The 22,713-nt window shown below is 35.8% G+C and carries 3 protein-coding genes; all 3 read right to left on the reverse strand.

Translation table 11 applies throughout. The features are described from left to right. Window positions 1-9: 9 nt before the first annotated feature. From BCR21_RS07395 to BCR21_RS07405, 3 genes are read right to left on the reverse strand one after another with little or no spacing between them, the layout of a single operon-like run. Window positions 10-5,640 carry a non-ribosomal peptide synthetase gene (locus tag BCR21_RS07395; RefSeq protein ID WP_069645845.1) on the reverse strand — a complete coding sequence of 1,877 codons (5,631 nt, stop codon included), beginning with the start codon at window positions 5,638-5,640 and terminating at the stop codon, window positions 10-12. 2 nt (window positions 5,641-5,642) lie between these two features. Then, entirely contained in the window at window positions 5,643-13,238 is a 7,596-nt protein-coding gene (locus BCR21_RS07400) for a non-ribosomal peptide synthetase (protein WP_069645846.1), read from the reverse strand. Next, window positions 13,231-22,674, reverse strand: a complete 9,444-nt coding sequence (locus BCR21_RS07405) for a non-ribosomal peptide synthetase (protein ID WP_069645847.1) — start codon at window positions 22,672-22,674, stop codon at window positions 13,231-13,233. Before BCR21_RS07405 ends, BCR21_RS07400 begins: the two co-directional genes overlap by 8 nt. Between the last annotated feature and the right edge of the window lie 39 nt (window positions 22,675-22,713).

The raw sequence follows: 22,713 nt of genomic DNA on the forward strand, positions 1-22,713 counted from the left end.
CTCCATTCTCTAACGTAATTCCAGTTCAAATTGATCGCAAGCTTTTTGCAGGAGCTTATCCAATTGATTTTTCTGGCTGATATTTTCTGGATAAATCAGTACTAATTGATCTAAATACTTGTTGATCACGATCTCGAATCCGTCAATATGAGTCATTTTTTCCACTTGTTTTTTGGTCATCGCAAAAGTCTCCGTCGTCAATTCAAAAGACGTTTGATTATTGATTGAATAAATTTCTTTACTTGTATAACGACTATCGATTTTACTTAACTCATCGATCAAGCTGATTTGATTCTCTAGCTTTAATTGCTGTAATTGCTGCATTTGCTCTTGTATACTGCTGTTTGACTGATCAAGTAACATAGGCCATAGATCGATAAATGGTCCAATCAATTGCGCAAAATCAGCTGGTAAGTACTTTCTATTTTCGTGCACTACATAGACTGGGACTGCTTTAAAATTATCGATTTTCTGATTTTTCCGAATGACTATTTGAGCTAAATACAAAATAAATGCCCAATGATTTTCAGCATAATAGTTTTTTGTCTTTTCACCTAAATTTAGTGTAGAAAAACTAATGGAAAATTGTTCTTCTGGCTCTTGGTTAGCATACAGATACTCTTTGCTTTTCTTAAATAGTGAAAGATGTTCCTCAAGTTCTTTCAAATCTGCCTTCTCTTTGTTATTAGATTGAAGCAGAGTATAGTCGATTACGACTTTGGGATTTTTTACTGGGTTCATGATGTACTCTTTTATGTGATCATAAAAGATCCCTTCACTATACTTATCCCAAATACTATGAGAAATCAGCAGATGTAAAATCGTTGTTTGTTTATTTATTTTGGTAAGCAGCATGTGATACAGATTATTTGATTTTCCATTTTTAAATCCTGCAGCCATTTTGCCTTTTATTTCTTGTTGGAAAAGGAACCTTTCCTCTTCAGATCTGGTACTTAAATCAACGAACGGAATAGTAAGGGTCTCATTCAATTGGTGCTCATGCAAAACATACTGATTTCCCTGATAGCTATAACTTGTTCGCAACATTGCTTGTTCTTCAACTACTTGTTTTATAGCCTTCTCTATTCGTTCTTGATCCGTTGTGTGCAGTTCAAATGGCGCATAGACCATGGTCTCTTCCAAGGTGTCTAAAAACATTCTTTGCATTGCTGAAGGTTGGATTGTTTGCTTAACCGGACAGTCCTGCCAACTGAGTGGAATAAACAAATCGGCTTCAACTGTCGTTTGCGGCGGTTCACTTTGTAAAAAGCGTACTATTTGGTCAATTTCTACTAAAAATCGTTCGCTTACTTTTTTGATAAATTCTTCTGAAAAGAGACGATTATCATAAACGATATTACTATTCAAATTCTTGTTTACAATCACTAAATTGACTGCAATCGGTGTTCCAAATTGATTGTTAGGACTAACTTCATCGCCTTGCGGTGCTGGGCTCATCGTAAATAACTGCTCTGATTGTTGTGACTCATTAAACTCACCTGAATAATTGAACGTCACCATTGGTTCATTTTTAGAAATTTCTGGTCGTATAGTCTTAGCCAGTCCATAGCCGATGCCATTTTTAGGAACTTCATTCAATGAACGGCTGACTTCTAAAATATCAGCTTCTAAACTAGAATTTCCTAATGAAAAAGCAACTGGATAAGTAATCGTAAACCAACCTACTGTCCGATCGATTTCAATTTCTTCTGTCAATTGTTCTCTTCCATGTCCTTCCATCAATAATGAAACAGCTGAATTTCCAGTAACATTAGCAAGTGTTCTGGTTAAAGCCGTAATCAAGATTTCATTGACATAGAAATGATTGAAACGATTTTTCTGTGTTAAAAGTTCACTTGTTTTTTCTACACCCAACTGAGTGGAAAGGATCATTGAGCGATTATTTCTTTCAGCGCTTACGTGATCTTGCAACTGACTCTTCTCAACAATCGCTGCTGTTTCTTGCCAAAATGATAGTTCTTTTGCTAGCGCTGCGCTCTTACTATAATCCGCTAATTCTTGACTCCATTTTTGATAGGCCATTGTTTTTAAAGGCAATTTGATTTGCTGGTTCTTCATAAGTTTTTTATATGCTGCTTCAAGGTCTTCTAAAATGATCTTCCAAGAAATTGTATCCACAACTAAATGGTGCGCAATCAACAACAACAAACTCCGTTCCTTAAATTGATATATAACTGCTTTAAAAACTTGGCCATTTGCTAACGAAAGATTTGCCTGAGCGCTATTGCTCAATTTTTGTACGGTTCGATAGATTTCTGTTGTTTGATCAAACCAGTCGATTGGCTGACTTTCTTGTTCAAAGTCGTAATGATCTACGGTAAAAGAGGCTACCGTATCTATCGTTTTTATTGATTGCCCGCCACTATATTCTGCTCTTAACATATCATGATGGCTCATTATTGCTTGTAATGCTTTTGTTATTTTTGCTTTATTTAATTGCTCTGTCGAAAATTCTAGCATGATCGATTGATTAAAGTGATTTGGCTCAGCTAATTGTTCATCAATGAATTTTTTTTGAATCGGCGTAAAAAGAACCGCTCCTGTCACTTCGCTTTGGTCGAGAGCTATTTTTTTATTTTGTTTAAGATTTTGACTTAGTTCCTTGATCGTGCGATATTGAAGAATATCATTGATCGTTAAGGAATAACCTTGTTCTTTCAGTTTTGATACAATGCGAATAGCTTTGATTGAATCGCCACCTAAATCATAGAAATCTTCATTTATCCCAATCTCATCTAGATTAATAATTTCCTTAAAAATTGCTAAAATATTCGTTTGGACTTGTGTTTCCGGTCGTTCTTTTTCTTCTTTATTCAGATTATCCTTATATTCAGGTAGTTGATCGACTGCTAATTTTCCATTTTTAGTAATCGGTAACGAATCTAAAAGAATAATCTCTTTTGGAATCATGTATTCTGGCAGTTGCTCTCTTAACTGTTCTTTGATCTGTTTACTCGATAGGTCATTTGTGGAACATACATAGGCAATGAGTTGCTTTTCAGCTGACGTTTTACTTTCAACCACTTGTACAGCAGCTTCTTTGATTTCAGAAATACTCAATAAATGTACTTCAATTTCTTTAAGCTCTATTCTAAAACCACGAATTTTTACTTGTTGATCGATTCGACCTAAAAATTCAACTTGTCCGTCTTCATTCCAGCGAACCAAATCTCCAGTTTTGTATAGTTTTTCACCACGTTTAAAAGGATTTTCTACGAATTTTGCATTTGTTAGTTCTGCTTGGCCTAAATACCCTCGTGCAAGTCCAACACCACCTAAATATAATTCTCCTAGCATTCCGATTCCACAAAGTGAATCTTCTGAAAAAATTAAGGCTTGAGTGTAATTGATCGGCTTACCGATTGGGATCACTTGCATAAATGAGTCAGTGATTTCGTAAGTCAAAGCAAACGTTGTACATTCAGTTGGACCATATCCATTCACTAAATGCGTGTTTTGATTGGCTTGCTTAAATTTAGAAACGTGATAATTTGATAGCTTTTCACCACCGATAAGTAGATAGCTTAGTGCTGAAAAAATCTGATCATTCAAGGAAACTAATTGGTTAAACAACGAAGACGTCAACCACATTACATCGATCTGATTTGTTTCAATCATTTCTTTTAATTTGTCAGGATCAACTAAATTTTCGATTTCCGATAAATACAAGGTTCCACCATTCAATAATGCTCCCCAGATTTCAAAGGTACTTGCATCAAAGGTTAGCGAGCCTGTTTGTAAAATATTCGGTTGATCAAGTTGGACATAATCAGGCTCTTTGACTAAGCGGATAATACTTTTATGCTCGATCATCGTTCCTTTGGGTTCCCCTGTCGTACCAGATGTATAAATCACATAGGCTAACGAGTCTTTTGATAGTACGGTGGGCTGATAGTGAGGCAGATCATCTACAGACTTCAGATCAGCTGATGTTACTTGGGCTATAGAAAAATCATCATCTTGTTGAGCTACAGTAAAATCAATCAATAGTGCTGCTTGGCTTTTTTCCACGATTTCCTTGTTCCTCTTTTTTGGACTTTTAGGATCTAATGGCAGATACGCATAACCTGCTTTTAAAATACCTAAATAGGCTGTGATCGTTTGAATTTCTCTCGCAGCAATGATAGCAACAATCTCTGATTCCGCTTTTCTTGCTTGAATCAAAGAAGCGATCTTCGTTGATTCATGATCTAATTCAGCATAGGTCAGAGTTTGATTTACTCCTACTATGGCAATACTTTGAGGCGATTTCTCTACTTGTTCTTTGAAATAGTTGATGACTGTAGCCTCTTTTTTTAATTCACATTCCAACCTGTTAAATTGAGTCATGATTTTGTCTACTTCTTCTTGCTCTAAACAAGAAAGCGCGCCAATCGGTTTGGTTGTATCCGCCAAAATAGCATCCATCATCGTGACAAAATGCTGCTGCATTCGTTCAACAGTTGATTTTTTCATCAAGTTTACATCGTATTCCCAAACTAGTTCTATCTGATTTTCTACTGTCCCTAGGTTAAATATCAAATCAAATTTTGCCACATGAGAATCCCTTGGTACCTCGGTTAATTGACTATCGCCTAACGCTACATCTAGTTTTCCGTTGCTTTGATAGTTAAATAAAATATCAAAAATAGGGTTTTTATTTTCGCAAACAGGTGCGTTCAAATCCTCAATGATCTCATCTAATGGATAATCTTGGTGATCAAAAATCCTGATCAGCTTATGCTTCATTCTATCCAAATACGTAATAAAGTTTTCTTCTGGTTGTATAGTATCGTTGATTGGAACTGTATTCACAAACATCCCTAATAAGTTTTGAATATCTGGATGATTTCGACCAGACATCGTAGTACCAATCACAACTTCTTCACTACCTGAATATTTCGATAAGAAGATTATAAAACAAGCAATAAAAACCATATAGTTTGTTGTACTCGTTTTTTCAGTCAATTGGTTTAATTGCTTGGTTTGCTCGACAGATAAGCAAGTACTGATTGTCTCACCACGATATTCGCGTTCTTTAGGACGTGGATAATCGTAGAACAATTCAAATTCTGGTAGTCCGTTTGCAAATTCATCTAACCAAAATTGTTTACTTGCTCCTTTATCTTTTTTTCTATGCCAAGCACTGTAATCTTTATATTGTAACTTCACGGGTTGTAACTGTTCATTATTGTATAGCTGACTTAATTCTTCTAAAAAAATCCCCATTGAACCACCATCCATAATAATATGATGGACATCAACTATTAGATAGCATTCACCTGTTACGAGTGTGCAATAACACACTCGTAATAAAGGCAATAGATCGATGGAAAAAGGTCGAACAAATTCATCCATGATCTTAGAAAGAGGTTGTATTGAATCGGTTCTCATTTCAATTTTGAAATGATACTCCTCTTCCACGATTTGGCCAAATTTACCGTCGATCATTTCAAAATAGGTTCTTAATACTTGATGACGTTTGATCATTTCATTCAATGCTATTGTTAGTTTTTCTACATCAATCGACTGAGATAATTGAAAAGCAATCGGGATATTGTATGTGATGCTATTTCCTTGTACCTGCTCAATCGTATAAATTCTTTTTTGAGCAGAACTCATTAAATACTTTTTACTCATCTTTACAACTCCTCATCATCCACAATTTCAATACTATCAAGCACTAACGAACCTTCTGCTATTGATTCTTTGACTTTTTCTGCTAAACTCCTAGCATTCTTTTCTTGAAGGATATCACTTAATGGAACTTTTACCCCTGAGAATTTTGAAATACCATTTGCCAACTGAACTGCTTTTAATGAATGACCGCCTAGTTCAAAGAAATCATCATCGATCCCCACTTGTTTAATTTTTAATATCTCTTCAAATAAACCACAAATCATGGCTTCCAATTCATTTCTTGGCGCCTCATAAGTATCACGTTGATTCTGCTCTGGTTCAGGTAAATTCCGTTTGTCTATTTTTCCTGATTTTGTAACAGGTAGCTTGTCAATAATCGTTATATAGGCTGGAATCATATAGTCTGGTATTATTTTTTTCAATTGCGCTTTTACTTTGGCCGCAGTCAATTCTTCATTTGTTACAAGATAGGCGCACAAGGTCACTTCATTGTTGATTGTTCGTGTGATCACACAAGCATCTCTAACGGCAGGAATTTGGCTTAGTTGATTTTCGATTTCCCCTAATTCAATTCTAAATCCACGAATTTTTACTTGCTCATCGATTCTTCCTACATATTGAAGTTCACCATCTTCCTGCCATTTCACTAAATCACCCGTCCGATACATCCGCTCTGTCGGGTTAAATGGATTTTGAACAAATTTTTCTGCGGTTGTCTCAGGATTGTTTAAATACTCCAATGCCAAGTTATCGCCGCTGATACACAACTCACCTACCATCCCAATTCCACATAATTTTTCTTGCTGGAAGACAAATAGCTTAGAATTGGCAACTGCACTACCAATCGGAACAGATTTATAGAGTTGATTTTCCGCTTGATAAGCCGTTGCACAGACCGTAGCTTCGGTTGGTCCATATAAATTGTAAAGAGGTGTTTCACCTATAGTCATTACTTGATAAAACTTCTCAACTAAAGCCGTCGTCACAGCTTCCCCTCCAAATGCGACCTTGCTTAATTGATTGAGTTCATTTTGACGTCCATTTTCTTGTGCAAATTCCACTAACATTTTGAAAATAGACGGCACTGTGATCAAGATTTTTTGATTTAGCTTTTTCAAGAAACAATCTGGATCATTTTTAATTTCATCTGAAATTATTTCAAGTGTTCCACCAGCCAGACAGATAGCAAATAGTTCGAGGAGTGAGCCATCAAAAATAAATGAAAATTGCTGCAGGACTGTCTGTTCGGAATCAAGATCAAAATAATTTTTTTGCCAATGAACAAAATTCATCAAAGAAGCATGTCTGACAACCACACCTTTAGGCTTACCCGTTGTTCCAGAAGTATAGATCACATAGGCCTTGTCTTCTGCTTTAAGCTCCGGTAAATCCGTTTGAACTAATTCATCCGCTTGTAAATCTGCGACTGTATAATCGATCACAGTAGCTTCCATCAACGTCCCTAAATCCACTTGACCATTCAATACAAATTCAATCCCACTATCTTTTAAAATATAAGCGATTCTTTCTTCCGGTAAGGTTGGCGATAACGGAATATACGCAGATCCGGCTTTCATGATTCCATAAATTCCCACAAGCATTTCGATTGTTCGGTCACAATATAACCCGATAAATTCTGTTTCCCCCGCACCCAAAGCAAGTAGGCGTTTTGCTAGAATTGTTGATTTTTCTTCTAATTGAGCATACGTTAACTGCTCCTGTTCAAAAACAACTGCTACTTTGTTTGGCTGTTTCTGAGCTTGTACTTTTAAAACCGCTAGTATCGTTGGATAGCGATTATTTTCTTGTTTTTCTGGATTGAATGCATTTATTACCAGCTGTTGTTCTTCCCCATTTACTAAAGAAAAGTCGCTGCATGTCAATGATTGATCTGCTGCTAATTCTTTTAAACCACAAATGATCCGAGACAAAATAAGATCCGCTTCGACCGTTGTATATAAGCGCTCATCAAACATCAATTTGAAACTCAGCTCATCTGAGGAACTTACACTTAGAGAAATCGGATAGCTGGTTTGTTCACGATAATCTTCCATTTCCCCTAGCAAAGCAAGTGATTCATCGGCTTCTTGCACAGCATAATTTTCAAATACGATCAGTGTGTGAATCAGATCTTTTCCGAGTAGGCTTCTATTTTGAATTTCAGATAATGAACAATACGTATGTTCCTCACTTTCAATCGATTGATTTTGAATTTCTTGCACTAATGTTACAAATGACTCTTTTTCTTCGTTTTTAACTCTAACTGGTATTGCATTGATAAACAGCCCGACTGCATGTTCGATCCCTCTCAAAGGCAAGTTTCTACCGGAAACCATTTTCCCAAAAACAACATCATTTGTATGGTTGTACCTTTGTAACACAAGACCCCAAATAGCTTCTACGACCGTATTCATCGTGACCTTGTTTTCCTTAGCAAAGGCTTGGATCACCTGTGTCTCTTCTTTTGAAATGGATTCAAAGATGGTTTTAACTTCGGCTTTTTGATCATTCTTAGGATACATTCCGGTAAAACTAGCTTGTGTTTCATATTCTTCCAATAGATTTTCCCAATAAGTCAAACTTGCTTCTTTGTCTAAATCTGCAACGATTCTTGCATAGTCTTCATAAAGTGTATCTGTTTCTATTTGAGCAAAAACAGCTGATTCTCCATCATTTTCTAGCATAGTGTAAATCTTCATCCAGTCATTTAAAACAATCGATAAACACCAACCGTCCATAATAATGTGATGAAAGGTAAAAATAAGCCGTTGACCTTCGGGCATTTCTATAAGTGAAACTCTAAATAATGCTTCTTTTTCTAAATCGAATCCTCTTTTTACATCCGCAATTTTGTATTGAGCTAGCTGTCCGTTAGCATCGGCTTCTTTTGAAAAATCGTGCCTGGTGCTTTCTAATGTGCGCTCAGAAAAAATCACTTGTCTAGGTTCTTTGATTTCTTTGTATAAGATATTCGTTTTTAACGCAGGATGTTTTTCAGCAAGATGTTTCAAGCTTTTCTCTAACAGCTTTTGATCCATTTGCGTATTTACTTCATAAGAACATTGGATCACATAACTCGTCGAAGCTTCGTCTAATAGTTTATGATAGAGCAATCCTTCTTGCATCGAAGTCAGTGGAATGATCCTTTGAATTTCTCCGGTTAAAAGATCAGCAGCTTTTCGCTCAGCCAAATCAAATTCATCTTGTTCCCATGAAAGCTCACCCAAATCAGATGCTGTTTTTTGCGGTTCATTGACCGTTGTGCAATAGTCAATGATCGCTGACAATTCTTTTTGGTAACGGCTGCTTATAGCAAGGATTTCTTCAGTTGTAAGAATCGGCGTCACATAGACTAAATCCATAATCAATCGTTCATTTTGAATATAGCAATTTACCGATAATGGATTACCTATCGTATTTTCTTTCGCACTATCATTTATATTTGCGATCGTACTGATTGTAAACTGCTGTGATTCTTCTTTGGAATCGCCCAGTTCTCCTAGAAAATTAAATACTACATCTGTTTTTTTAGTTGTGATCGTATCTGCGTACAATGCTAATAATCCATAACTCATTCCTTTATTTGGAATTTTTCTAATAGATTCTTTCACCTTTTTAATCATTTCAGGCAGCGTTTCTTCTAGCGTGACTCTTAATGGGTACATTGAAGTGAACCAGCCAATCGTTCGATCTACTGAACCAAGTGATTCAAATAATTCACGTCCATGTCCTTCCAAAGTAAAGGAAATGCTCGTTTTATCAAAGGTATTTCCTAACGCCTTCGCTAAAGCTGTTAACAATAAATCACTGATTTCTGTGAAAAATGCCTGATTAGCCTCAAAACGCAATTGCTTGGTTTCTTCTTTCCCTAATTCAAAGGTAAACGTGTGACTTTGGGTTGTTGGAATTGTTTGATCAAATAACGTTGTATTTTCTATTTTCTGATTGATCTCTTGCCAATAGGCTTCGTCTTTTCTGATTTCATAGCGTTCGGTCAATTCTTTCAAGCCTTCGCTCCACGCTTTGTAGGAAATCGTTTTTTGAGGAAGCTGAACCGTTTGTCCATTAATCAAAGTTTCATAACTACGATTTAAATCTTCAATAAAAATTTGCCACGAAACAGCATCTACGATCAAGTGATGCATTTGGATCCAAAGATAAGATGTGCGTTTAGAATGAAAGACTAACACTCTAACCAACGGTGACTGATCAAAGCGAAACATTGACTGAAATGGCGCACCAATCGTTTGAATTTCTTGGGTTATATCTATGTCCTCTTCATCTAAGTAGAAAGAATGAAACTCAAAATCCGCTTCTTTTTCCCACTCAAAAATTGTTTGTTCACTTTGATCGACGCGCATTCTTAGCATATCATGATGGCTGGTAAGTTCATCTAAGGCTTTTTTCAAAAGTATCTCGTCAATTGATGTGTTTGTTTCTAAAATCAATGACTGATTAAAATGTTCTGGTTTATTTAAATAGCTTGAAAAAAAGAATTGCTGCACCGGACTATAAGGTACTGGGCCTGTTACCATTTCTTGATCCATTTTCTGTGTGATAACATTCGTTTTTTGTGTGATTTCCTTGATCGTTCTAGCTTGCATGATCTCTTTTACCGTTAGTTGATAGCCGATTTCCCTTGCTTTGGAAACGATACGTATCGCTTTGATCGAATCTCCGCCTAGTTCATAAAAACTATCTAAAAGATTGACTTGCTCTAACTGTAAAATTTCTTTGAATACAAATGCGACCTGCTCTTCTTTTTCAGTTGTTGGTTCCAAAAAGATATTTCCTTTAGATATATTAGGCATAGGAAGCTGCTTTTCATCTAGTTTACCATTGGCCGTAATCGGTAATTGGTCTAAGAAACTAAAATAAGTTGGGACCATGTAGTCTGGCAGTTTTCGTTTTAAATATACGTTTAGCTCCTTCTCTGTAACTGAAGGGTCTGCTACCACATAGGCACAAAGATGATCTGTTCCATTTTGCTTTTTAATCGTTACAGCGGCTAACATTACAGCGGGTATTTGTAAAAGTGTTTGACTGATTTCAGATAGCTCTACACGAAATCCACGGATTTTGACTTGGTTATCGATTCTGCCAAGATAATCGATTGAACCATCTTCTCTAAACTTGCCTAAGTCACCTGTTTTGTATATAGTTTGTCCATCTAATGACACGAATTGTTTAGCCGTTAGATCAGGCTGATTTAAATAGCCCCTAGCAACACCTAAACCACCGATGCATAATTCTCCTGGAATCCCAACACCGCAGTAGATCTGGTCATTCATAACATAAACTTGAACCTGTTGAATTGGATAGCCAATCAAGGTATCTTGGCTATCTAACTGATCAGGATATCGATAATACGTAGCACAGACTGTACCTTCTGTCGGGCCATATAAATTACGAATGATCGATAGTTTTTTTCCAGTACTCTCAACAAATTGATTGAGCAAATGATTCGTCACCTTTTCAGCGCCCACATAGACAGCTTCAATTGACTCAAACGCTTTTTCCCGTTTGTTTTCTTTCGTATAATTCAATAATGCCTCTAGAAATGTTGGGACCAACAAGAAGTGAGTCACATGATTCTTTTCAAACACATCTAATAACTTACCAAAATCATCATGCTCTTTGGGGGCTAACATCTGAAGTGATGCGCCAGAAAGTAATGCTAAGAATATTTCCCAAACAGACGCATCAAAAGTATAGATGGCTTTTTGTAAAATAGTACTATTTTCTGTGACATTGCCTTCATTTTTTTGCCATTCTATTAAATTCATCAAAGAATGATTTTCAATCATCACGCCTTTGGGATTGCCTGTACTGCCAGAAGTATAAATAATATAAGCAAGATCAGTTCCTTCGATCAACTCTCGCACAACAGATTCTTTTTGATTATTTTCCGCCTGAAAAATCGTAGCCGTACAAATGAGTTCTTCGGAAATAAGTGCTTCTGTTTTTGCTGAGCAAAGAACTGCTTTTGCTTGGCTATCTTTTATCATGTAATTGATTCGCTCAGTCGGTGTTGTTGGTGCAATAGGTAGATAGGCCGCTCCTGTCTTTAAAATCCCTAAAATACCAATAATCAACTCCAAAGATTGCTCAACAATCAATGCCACAACGTCGTTTTTCCCCACATTTTTCTGATTTAGCTGTAGTGCTACAGCGTTGGCTCGTTCATTCAATTGTCTGTATGTTACTTTTTCTTGTAGGTAATTAACGGCCACTTGATTGGGATTTTTTAATACTTGTTCTTCAAAACGTTGAATCGGAGAAACAAACGCTTCTTGATTCAGTCGTTCATTCGGTTGATTGAACTCTTCTTTTATTTGTGTGATCTGCGCTTGGTTCAAATACTGAAGCTCAGAAACTGCCCCATCTGGAGTTGCGAGTAAATTATCCAGCAACACTTCAAAATATTCGGCCAATCGTTGAATCGTCTCCTCTTTAAAAAGACTTGAATTGTATTCCCAATTGATCGTATAATCGGCAGCATGTTCAATCAATGTGACTGTTAGATCAAACTTTGCTACCTCTAATTGAACTTGTTCTACTTTAGCAAGTTGTCCACCCAAATAAATCGTCTCATCATACCCTACTTCATAAGAAAACATCACATCAAAAATAGAATTTTTCGGCGCTAGTTCTACAATTTTTTCATAAGGATAATCTTGGTTTTCAAAAACATCTAAACTCTTATTTTTTACATCCTCTAAAATTTCATTAAAACTTTTTTGTGAATCAATTGTCCCTATGATCGGTAAAGTATTAACAAACATCCCAATCATCTCTTGTGCTGAAGGATGATTTCTACCTTCAGCAACTGTTCCAATTACGACACGTTCTTGACGATTTAACTTGGTTAGAAAAATCATCAAGGCCGTTAAATAGACCATAAAACTAGTCGTTTGTTTTTGTTTGTTAAGCTCTTTAATTTTTCTTTTGGTCGAGGCACTGATTTTCATTTCTACATGATTTCCTTCAAAATATTGGCTATCCTGTGTTTTAAAATCGACAGGGAGTGCTGTTTCCGGAATCAGTTCACTAAATTCTTCTTGCCAAAATTCTTCTTGCTCCTCTAAATCCAAACTATTTTGCCAAGCTGAAAAATCTTTATAGTGTAGCTCTACTGGTTCTAAATCTTTATCATCATAAAGTGCGCTGAATTCTTCTAGTAAAATGCCCATCGATACACCATCCGAGATGATATGGTGTACATCCATAATCAATAACGTGAGGCCTTCTTGATCTTTGCCTACCCCCATTCTCATCAAAGGCGCCTGACTTAAGTCAAACGGTCGGACAAATTTATCAACCATTTCTTCCGAGGTCTGTCCTTCAAGATTCTCGATCTGAACGTTCTTTGCTGGATGGATTTGTTGCACAAATTTATCCTTTTCAATCGAAAAACTAGTCCGAAACGCTTCATGCCGCGCGCATAATTGATTAAATGCTCGGTTCAAACGAGCCTCATCTAGTACATTTTCAACCTTCAAAATAATCGGCATATTATACGTGACACTTGATTCTTGCGTTTGTTCAAGCGTATAAATCCTTTTTTGGTTTGAACTCATTAAATACTTTTTACTCATCTAAACACTCCTCTGCAGCTTTTAGTAACGGTTTGAAGACTTTTTTATTTTTTGTCTTAATGATTTTAGCGATATTTTCCACATCTTGTTCTTTCATGATATCTTTTAGCGATACCCGCACAGCAAATTCTTTTTCGATGCGTCGAGATAATTCAACCGCCTTGATTGAGTGGCCGCCAAGTTCAAAGAAACTATCCGTTACACCAACATTTTCAATATTCAGTACATCTTTAAACAGTGGTAATAATTTCACTTCATCTTTCGTTTTCGGTGGAACGATCGTTGTATTGAATTCCATCGGCATTTCTTGCAAGACTTTTTCATCTAATTTGCCATTATGATTTTTGGGTAGTTCATCGATTTGCTTGATAAAACTAGGGACCATATAGTCTGGAAAAACTTCTTTTAATTCAGCTGAAATTGTGGGAATATCCAAGGTAGAATTACTGACTATATAAGCGCACAATCGTGGGCTACCAAGATTTTCATTGACAATCACTGCCGCACTCAATATCCCTGATGATTTCAGAAGTTCTTTTTCGATTTCTTCGGTTTCAATTCTAAAACCACGAATTTTGACTTGTTTATCGATTCGCCCAAGATAATGAATCTGGCCGTTCTCATCTACTTTTCCAAGGTCACCTGTTCGATATAAATATTGCCCTGCATTGATTTCGCTTTGAATCAATTTTTCCTTCGTTAGACTTTCTGAACCTAGATATTCTTTGAATACACCGATTCCGCCGACACAAATTTCTCCCACGACATCGATTCCACATAATTTACCCTCATTCATAATATAAACTTGCGTATTTCGAACAGGTTGGCCAATCGCCACTCTTGTATTTAGATCCTCCACATTAACTTCATAAAATGTGGCACAAACAGTTGTTTCGGTTGGTCCATATAGATTTGTGATTTTGGTTAAATTCTTTTTATTTCCGGTAACTTCCACGTATTTTTCTAAAAGTTGTGTTGTCAAAGCTTCGGCACCTAGATAAATTTTTTCCAATCCCTCCAAAGCACAGGGAACATTTTCAACCTTCATATAATCTAAAATAGAATCAAAAACAGTTGGAACGATCAATGTGTGGGTGACTTGTTGTTCTTGAATCACTTGCAGCAATTTTGCATAATCCTGATTTTCATCTTCTGTAAGTAATTGAAGCTTGACTCCAGATAATGTTGCTAGAAAAATCTCCCAAACAGAGGCATCAAAAGAACAAGTTGCTTTTTGTAAAACAACACTGTCACTGGTAATTTTGCTCTGCTCTTTTTGCCATTCGATCAAGTTGACCAAACTATTGTGTTTGATTTTGACTCCTTTTGGATGACCTGTACTTCCGGAAGTGTAAATAATATAGGCGCAATCATCTGCTGCATTATCCAGTGGCGGGTTTTCATCTATTCTTTCGTCTGATGATACTGCAATCGCTTTGACATTCAATCTATTTGACGATGCATTCGTTAGAATCACTTTTGTATGACTGTTTTCCAAAATGTAATCGATTCTCTTTAATGGAAGTGCAACATCGATTGGCAGATAAGCCGCTCCTGCCTTTAAAACACCATAGATCGCTGCTACAAATTCAATCGAACGAGTGAATAATAGCCCTACTACATCATTTTTTTTGACCCCTGATACTTCTAATTTTTTAGCAATAGCATTGGCCATTTGATTTAATTCCGTATAAGTCACTTCATCATTTTCAATACTTACAGCAATTCGATCTGGGTATTTCTGCACATTTTCTTCAAACCACGAAACAATCGTATCGTGTTGTAAAGGTATTTTTTCTTGGGTATTGAATGTATAGCAAAGTTGTTCTTTTTCTATTTCGCTAATCATCGAAAGTTCAGCTAATATACTTTCTGGCTGTTCAAGTACATTGGTAATCAGTGTAATAAAATGTTCGGACGTTTTTTTCAGTGTTTCTTCTTTAAATAATTCGACATTATAATCCCAATTGATTGAAATTTTTTCAGGATGCTCTTTGATCGTTAACGTTAAATCAAATTTTGCCGTATTATTGGGCAGTTCATAATAACTCATTACAGCGTTGCCTAATAGGTAACATTCATCTGTTAAATTTTCATAAGAAAACATCACATCAAAAATTGGATTGCGCGTTTGACTGGATTTGATTGCTAATTTCTCTACTAATGTTTCAAATGGATAATCTTGATTGTTGAACATTTCAAAGAAATTAGATTGAACTTGTTTTACGTAATGAGTAAATTTTACGTTGGCTTCCACTTCTTGTTTTAAAGCGACCGTGTTCACAAACATTCCCAGCATTTGTTCTAGATCTGGATGATTTCGGCCTGAAATAACCGTTCCTGTAATAATTTCTTCTTTTCTTGTATATCTTGAAAGCAATAAATTGAAGATCGCAGCATAAAAGATATAACTTGTTACCCCATTTTTCTTCCCAAATTCTTGAATTTTTATATTTAAATGTTCTGGTAACTCTATAGAAAAACTTTCACCTGAAAAACTCGCTTCTGATCCTCTAATAAAATCAGTTGGAAACTCCGTATTTAATTCTGCTGGCGTTAATTTATCCAACCAGAATGTTTCTTGTTTTTGTAAATCTAATTGATTTTTCCAAGAGCTGTAGTCTTTGTATTGAATAGAGGCTTCTTTTGTTTCCTCACCGTTATATAGCGCTGCTAATTCAGCAACAAAAGCTGGGATTGATTCTCCATCAAAAATAGCATGGTGAATATCGACAACAAAAATATGCTCATTCGGTGAAATAGTGAATACATGAGCCCTGAGTAGCGGACCTTTTGTCATATCAAATGGCTGAATAAAATCAAAAATAGCTTGATTTACTCTTGCTTTTTCAGTTGCTGAAGTCGTAATTGGAATCATTACTTGCTCAGCAATTTTTTGAAAATAAGTTCCTTCTTTAAAGTCAAAAGTTGTTCTTAAAATTTCATGTTTTTCACTTAATTTCTGCAACGCATCTTTCAGTTGCCCAGCCGAGAATTCACCTTCAATCGTCAACACCACTGGAATATTGTAAGTCGTACTATTTGCCATTGTTTCTTCTACCAAAAGTATGCGGTTTTGAGCCGGACTTACAGCTAAGCTTGTGCCTTGCTCGATCGGCTGGTAAGCTTCTCCTTTTTGAAGAGCCAGTGCAATTTTTTCCACTGTCCGGCCTGTCATTATTTCTTCTAAAGATAATTTAATTCCTGTTTTGGCAGCTAACTGACTAGATAACTGCATTACTTTTAGCGAATGCCCACCTAATGCAAAGAAATCATCATGCGCACTGACTTGTTGTCTGTTCAAAATTTCAGCAAAGGTTGTACTGACAAGTACTTCAGCTTCATTTCTAGGTGCTATAAACGTAATCGTCTCCGGCATCTCGGGTTTAGGCAAGGAAGCTTTATCGATTTTCCCATTTTTATTAAGCTTAAATTTGTCCACATTCATGATTACTTTTGGCACCATGTAGTGAGGCAATTTCACCATCAATTCATGGCGGATTGTTTCAAGGTCTACCCAGTTTTCTAGTTGGACATAGGAACAAATATCTTTTTGTCCATTTTCTTCAAAAATAAGCGACATTGCGTTACTCACATATGGAAGTTGTTTAATGATTGTAGTGATCCCTTCCAATTCAATCCTAAATCCTCTGATTTTCACTTGATCATCTACACGACCAAGATAATCGATCGAACCATTTTCCAACCATCGAACAAGATCTCCTGTTTTGTATAAGCGCTGATTTGAAGCGGATATAATGAACTTCTCAGCTGTAATATCTTTGAGATTTAGATAACCTGATGCTAACCCAGCTCCACCTAAATACAATTCTCCAGGAATTCCTATACCGCACAATTGCTCATTTTTCATAACATAAGCCGTTGTATTTGAGATTGGTTTTCCAATAGGCACAATCGTTTCAATTTCATAATCTAAGTCTTCGAATAAAGAGAAAGTCGTGTTTTCCGTTGGTCCATAGATATTGCAAATACTGACAGTTGGATTGTATTCTTTAAATCGTTTGATTGGTGCTGAAACGATTTTCTCACCACCAACTAAAATTCGTTTTAACGAATGAAAGGCTTTAGGATGCATTTCAACAATATTTACAAATAAGGCCGTCGTCATAAATAAAGTATTTATTTTTTGAGCTACAATCACTTCTTCTAGTAATTCTGGGTCCAGTAAAACAGTAGAAGTCGTCATAAATAACTCTCCTCCGTTTAATAAAGCACCCCAGATTTCAAATGTGCAGGCATCAAAAGTTAAGGAACCCGTTTGCAATATATGAATCTCTTTAAAATCGGCATAATTCGTATTTTTAACCAAGCGAAGAACATTTTTATGGGTGATCATAACCCCTTTTGGTACACCCGTTGTGCCAGAAGTATAGATAACATAAGCTAGATCCTCACCTAAAAGAGAAGGTAATTCCTCACTTGTCTGACTTTCTTCAAATGCGTTATTCGTAATAACAATACAATTTTCTAAGGACTGACTATCTTTTAACTGCTGATTAAAATCACACAAAATTTTACATTTTGCATCATTGAGGATGAACTTGATTCTTTCTAGCGGACTGTCACCATCGATTGGTAAATACGCAGCGCCAGCTTTCAAAATTCCTAAAAAGAGCACGACTGTTTCTACTTTTCGATCCGCAACCACAGCGACTATATCGCCTTTAACAATCCCGAGATTTCTCAATTTATAAGCCAAATTTGTTGAAAGTCGATCCAATTGCTCATAGGTTAAAATTTGCTCCTCAGAAGCTACTGCTACTTGTTTTGTGTAGCTTGGTAAAAGTTCATTGAATACCGCGGCAATCGAAGAATTATCAGGATGATCCGTCGTTGTTTGATTAAAACCGATCTCAATCATTTCCAGTTCGTGCTCTGTCAGAAAGTCGATCGTTGAAATTGATTGTTTAGGTGCGTCCGTGACTGATTTCAGTAGTTGACAAAAATGAGTCAAAATATACTCTACGCCTTGTACTGAATAAAGGGATGGATCAAATAAAAGGTTTACGGTAAAGTTTTCCCCATTTTGTATGGAAAGCGTTAGATCATAATTAGTTTCTTCTCTTATACTTTCTAGTAAAAACTTAGGTGCTTCTGAATCAACTAGTGCATCTTCTTCGTAGTTTTCAAAAGCGACAATCGTCTGAACTAATTTATTTCCCAGTTCATGTTCATTTTGAACTTCACTTAATGGATATAAATCATACGATCCACTCTGGTTTAATTGGGTTTGCAAATTCGTTACGACCGTAGTAAAATCAGCGTCTTTTTCATTCTGTACTCTAACGGGTATCGTATTGATAAAAAGTCCGACCTTTTCTTCAATATTGGCAATTGGACTATTTCTGCCTGACACAACTTGACCAAAAACAACATCTTCAGTATTTGTATAGCTTTGTAAAAGAAGCCCCCACGCTGATTCAAAAATAGTATTAACTGTAGCATTAAGCGATTTTGCCAATATACGGATTTTCTCACATGTTTGCTTATCTAATACTTGTTTAATTTGGTTTTGAGCTGATTCGACCGCTTCTACGGCTGTTGGTAAAACACTTGCAATGGTCGTGTAGTCTTCTAATAATGTATGCCAATATTCCTTGGCATCTCTCGTATTCCTTTTAGCTAAATACCTTACATAATCAGCATGCGCATAATCTGGATTAATTGTTTGTTTGATTGTTTCATATGATTGTCCAGTAATTAACTGTTGATAAAACGCACGAAGATCGCTCAGTAAAATTGCATTACACCAGCCATCCAAAATAATGTGGTGGAAACTCATCAGCATCTTGTAGTCGTTTGTTGCTACTTTGATTAATTTGATGTGAAACAAGAAGTCTGCTTCAAGATCAAATCCTCTTTGAATATTCTCTTGTTCGATTTTTTGCATTGCACTATCTTTGTCTGGAATCTCTGTTAAATCAATTGTTTCAATAGCACAAACAGCCTGTTGACGAATAACTTGCCTTGGAATACTGACGTCTCTATAGATAATATTGGTTCTTAACGCACTATGTTTTTGCACTAATAAATCAAGTGCTTGCTTAAATTCTGCTACTTTGACAGCTCCTAATCCATAAATAGTCTGAACAATGTAGGCACTTGAGGACACTTTTTCCTGTTCATGGAATAATAGGCCCTCTTGAAGTGGCGTTAGCGGATAGATTTTTTCGATTTGAGCTTTATGCTCAGAAAAGTGTGTTTCCACCTGTCTAAATTCCGCTTCATTCCAATCTATTTCACCATAATCTGAAGCAGTCTTTTCTATTGATTCTTTCTCCAAACAATGCTCTACAACCATTTCTAGCTCTTCTTCAAACAAAGTTTTAAGCTCTTTAATCATAGTTTGATTACATTGTGATTTATCATAAATAAAAACAAAGGAAATGTTTCCATTATTTAAAAAACCATCAATGGAAATCGGTGTGCCAAAATGATTATTATCCGCAATTTGATAGCCATATTCTACTTCATTTATTTTAATCTCATAGTCTGAAGATTCTTGTTCAAAGTCACCTAGATAGTTAAAGGTTATCTCTGTCTGAACACCTTCAAACCGTTCATCATAACAATTCAAAACACTATAACCTAATCCATGATTAGGAATACGACGTAAGTTTTCCTTCACTTTTTTTATATCGTGTTGTAAGGTATCCCCAATTCCAGTACAAATAACTGGATAAATCGTAGTAAACCAACCGATCGTTCGATCGATGTGAATGGATTTATGTATCGGCTCACGACCATGTCCTTCCATCCGAACACTGATTGTATCTGTTGCCGTCAATTTGTTAATTGTTCTGAATAAGGCTGTCACCAATAGATCATTGATCTCTGTATTATAGGCTTGATTGGAATAGAGAATAAGATTTTCAGTCAATTTTTTAGATAGCATGATTTCATCAAAACCAGTGCCTTGATCAACTTGTGGTGCACATAGCGTGGTATTCGCCTGATGAGCTAGTTTGCTGACTTTATTCCAGTAAGGACGCTCTTTTTCTAGCATTTCAGATGTACTAAACTCTTCTAAGGTCTCACACCATCTAGAAAAGGATGCTGTTTTCATTGGCAATTCAATTGCTTTTTCTCCCAGACATTGCTTGTATACCGTATTGATATCTTCCACTAAAATCCGCCAAGAAATACCGTCTACCATTAAATGATGAACGATCAACACAATATAGTCCGTTTCCAAAGTATGAAATACGACTGCTTTTATCAATGGTCCTTCCGCTAAGCTTAATGTTGCTTGGATTTTGTTGCTTAGACTCTTCATTTTTTCAAAAACAGAGGCCATTTTCTCACCCATTAAATCAAATGAAATCAGCTCAAATAACTCTGGTCCATTTTGTTCTTTGATGATTTGTTTTTCATTTACATAAACAGCTCTTAACAAATCATGATGGTTGCAGACAGCTTGTAATGCTTGCTTTAAATAATCAATACTTAGGTTCTTAAACTCTAATAAAAAGGTCTGATTGAAATGTTCTAATGCTGGAAGTTTGCTGTCGAAGAAGTATTTCTGAATGGGGGATAACGGACTTTCACCAACAACAATTTGCTCGTTTTGCTCTATTGAATCTGGTTCGATCAATAGCATGCGCGCTGCAATATTGCTAAGATTTTTTTCTACCATAATTGTTGGAACACTTAAGTTATAGCCGATCTCTCTTAGTTTTGATACAATTCTGATTGCTTTGATTGAATCGCCACCAATTTCAAAAAAATTATGATTGCACCCAATAGCTGAATTATTCAACACTGTAGAAAAAACAGAAATAAGCACGCGTTCTTTTTCGGTTTTAGGTATTTCAATTGCTTTTGAAGCAACAATTGCCACGTCTTCAATAACAGGTAATTTACTTCTATCTAATTTTCCATTGTTATTTACAGGTAAAGCGGCAATTTTTATGAACCTTTTTGGAACCATGTATTGCGGTAATTTTTCCTCTAAAAATTCTTGTAATTGTCTTTCTTGATAATTTTCTTTGGAAACAAAATAAGCAATGATTTGATTTTTTTCAGTCACAATAATTGCGGCATCATCAATTAAGGAATAACTAGCTAAGGTATTTTTAATTTCACTTAATTCTATTCGTAATCCATTGATTTTGACTTGCTCATCGATTCGACCCAAATATTCTAAATTTCCATTTTCCTGCCATTTTGCTAAGTCACCTGTTCTGTATATTTTACCTGGTAGGCCAAAATAGTTATCCACAAATTTTTCTTCAGTCAACTCTGGACGATTCAAGTATCCTCTAGCAACACCAACTCCGCCAATACAAAGCTCGCCTGCTTCATTAACACCACACAACTGATTCTCGTTCATTATATAGATAGCAACATTGTCAATCCCTTTGCCAATTGAAACGGTTGACTGATCTTTTAATTCACTAAGATGAAAATAAGTTGCGCCAATCGAAGCTTCTGTTGGACCGTATAGATTATAAATATGTTCTTGTGTTAAGGAGGTCAATTTACAAATCTTTTTAACTAGAGATTCTTCTAATTTTTCACCAGCAATATAGAGTGTGTTTAAACATGCTAAATAGGAGGCTTTACCCACTTCAACAACATAATCCAAAAAGACAGAGAGCACCGTTGGGATCATGACCATATGGGTTACTTGATTTATTTTGATAACATCAAGCAGCATGCTAAAGTTGTTATTTTCTTGATCCGTCAATAATTGTAGTTTGGCACCACCTAATAATCCTAGAAAAATCTCGCCAACTGCTGCATCAAAAGAACTAGTCGCTTTTTGAAGCATGACACTTTTTTCGTCAAATTTTGCTGTTCCAAGTTTCCATTTGATAAAATTTACTAATCCTTTATGTTCGATCATAACGCCTTTGGGATTACCTGTTGTTCCAGAAGTATAAATAACATAGGCTAATTGGTTCGGGGAATATGAAATATTTGAATTTTTGATACTCTTGCTGGTGAAATCTGGTGAAATAATGTTTTTATTTAATGATTTTTCCCATTTTTTTCTTGTATTTCTATTCGTAATTATTTGTTTCGCGTGGCTATCTTTGATTATATAGTTGATTCGTTCTTCAGGATTTTCAGAATCTATAGATAAAAATGCAGCCCCAGTTTTTAATATTCCTAAGATTGCTATAATTAATTCGATGGAACGATTTAAAATAATTCCTACTATATCTTCTTTTTCAATCCCTTCTTCTACCAATATTTTTGCAACATAATTTGCTCTTCTATCTAGTTCTTCATACGTCAACATCTCACCACTGATACCAACTGCTATTCTTTGTGGATGTTTTTCAACTTCATTTTCAAACCATGTAACTACATCCACTTCATCATGCACGGTATTTTTATTTGAATTAAACTTATGAATAACTTTTTCATACTCGCTTGCTTCTAATTTATTGATTAATACATTATCCAACTCTCTACTCACTCCATCTTGTTATATTAAACTTCCCAA

It is taken from the genome of Enterococcus ureasiticus, assembly GCF_001730285.1.
In the GTDB taxonomy this organism is placed as follows: Bacteria; Bacillota; Bacilli; order Lactobacillales; family Enterococcaceae; genus Enterococcus_L; species Enterococcus_L ureasiticus.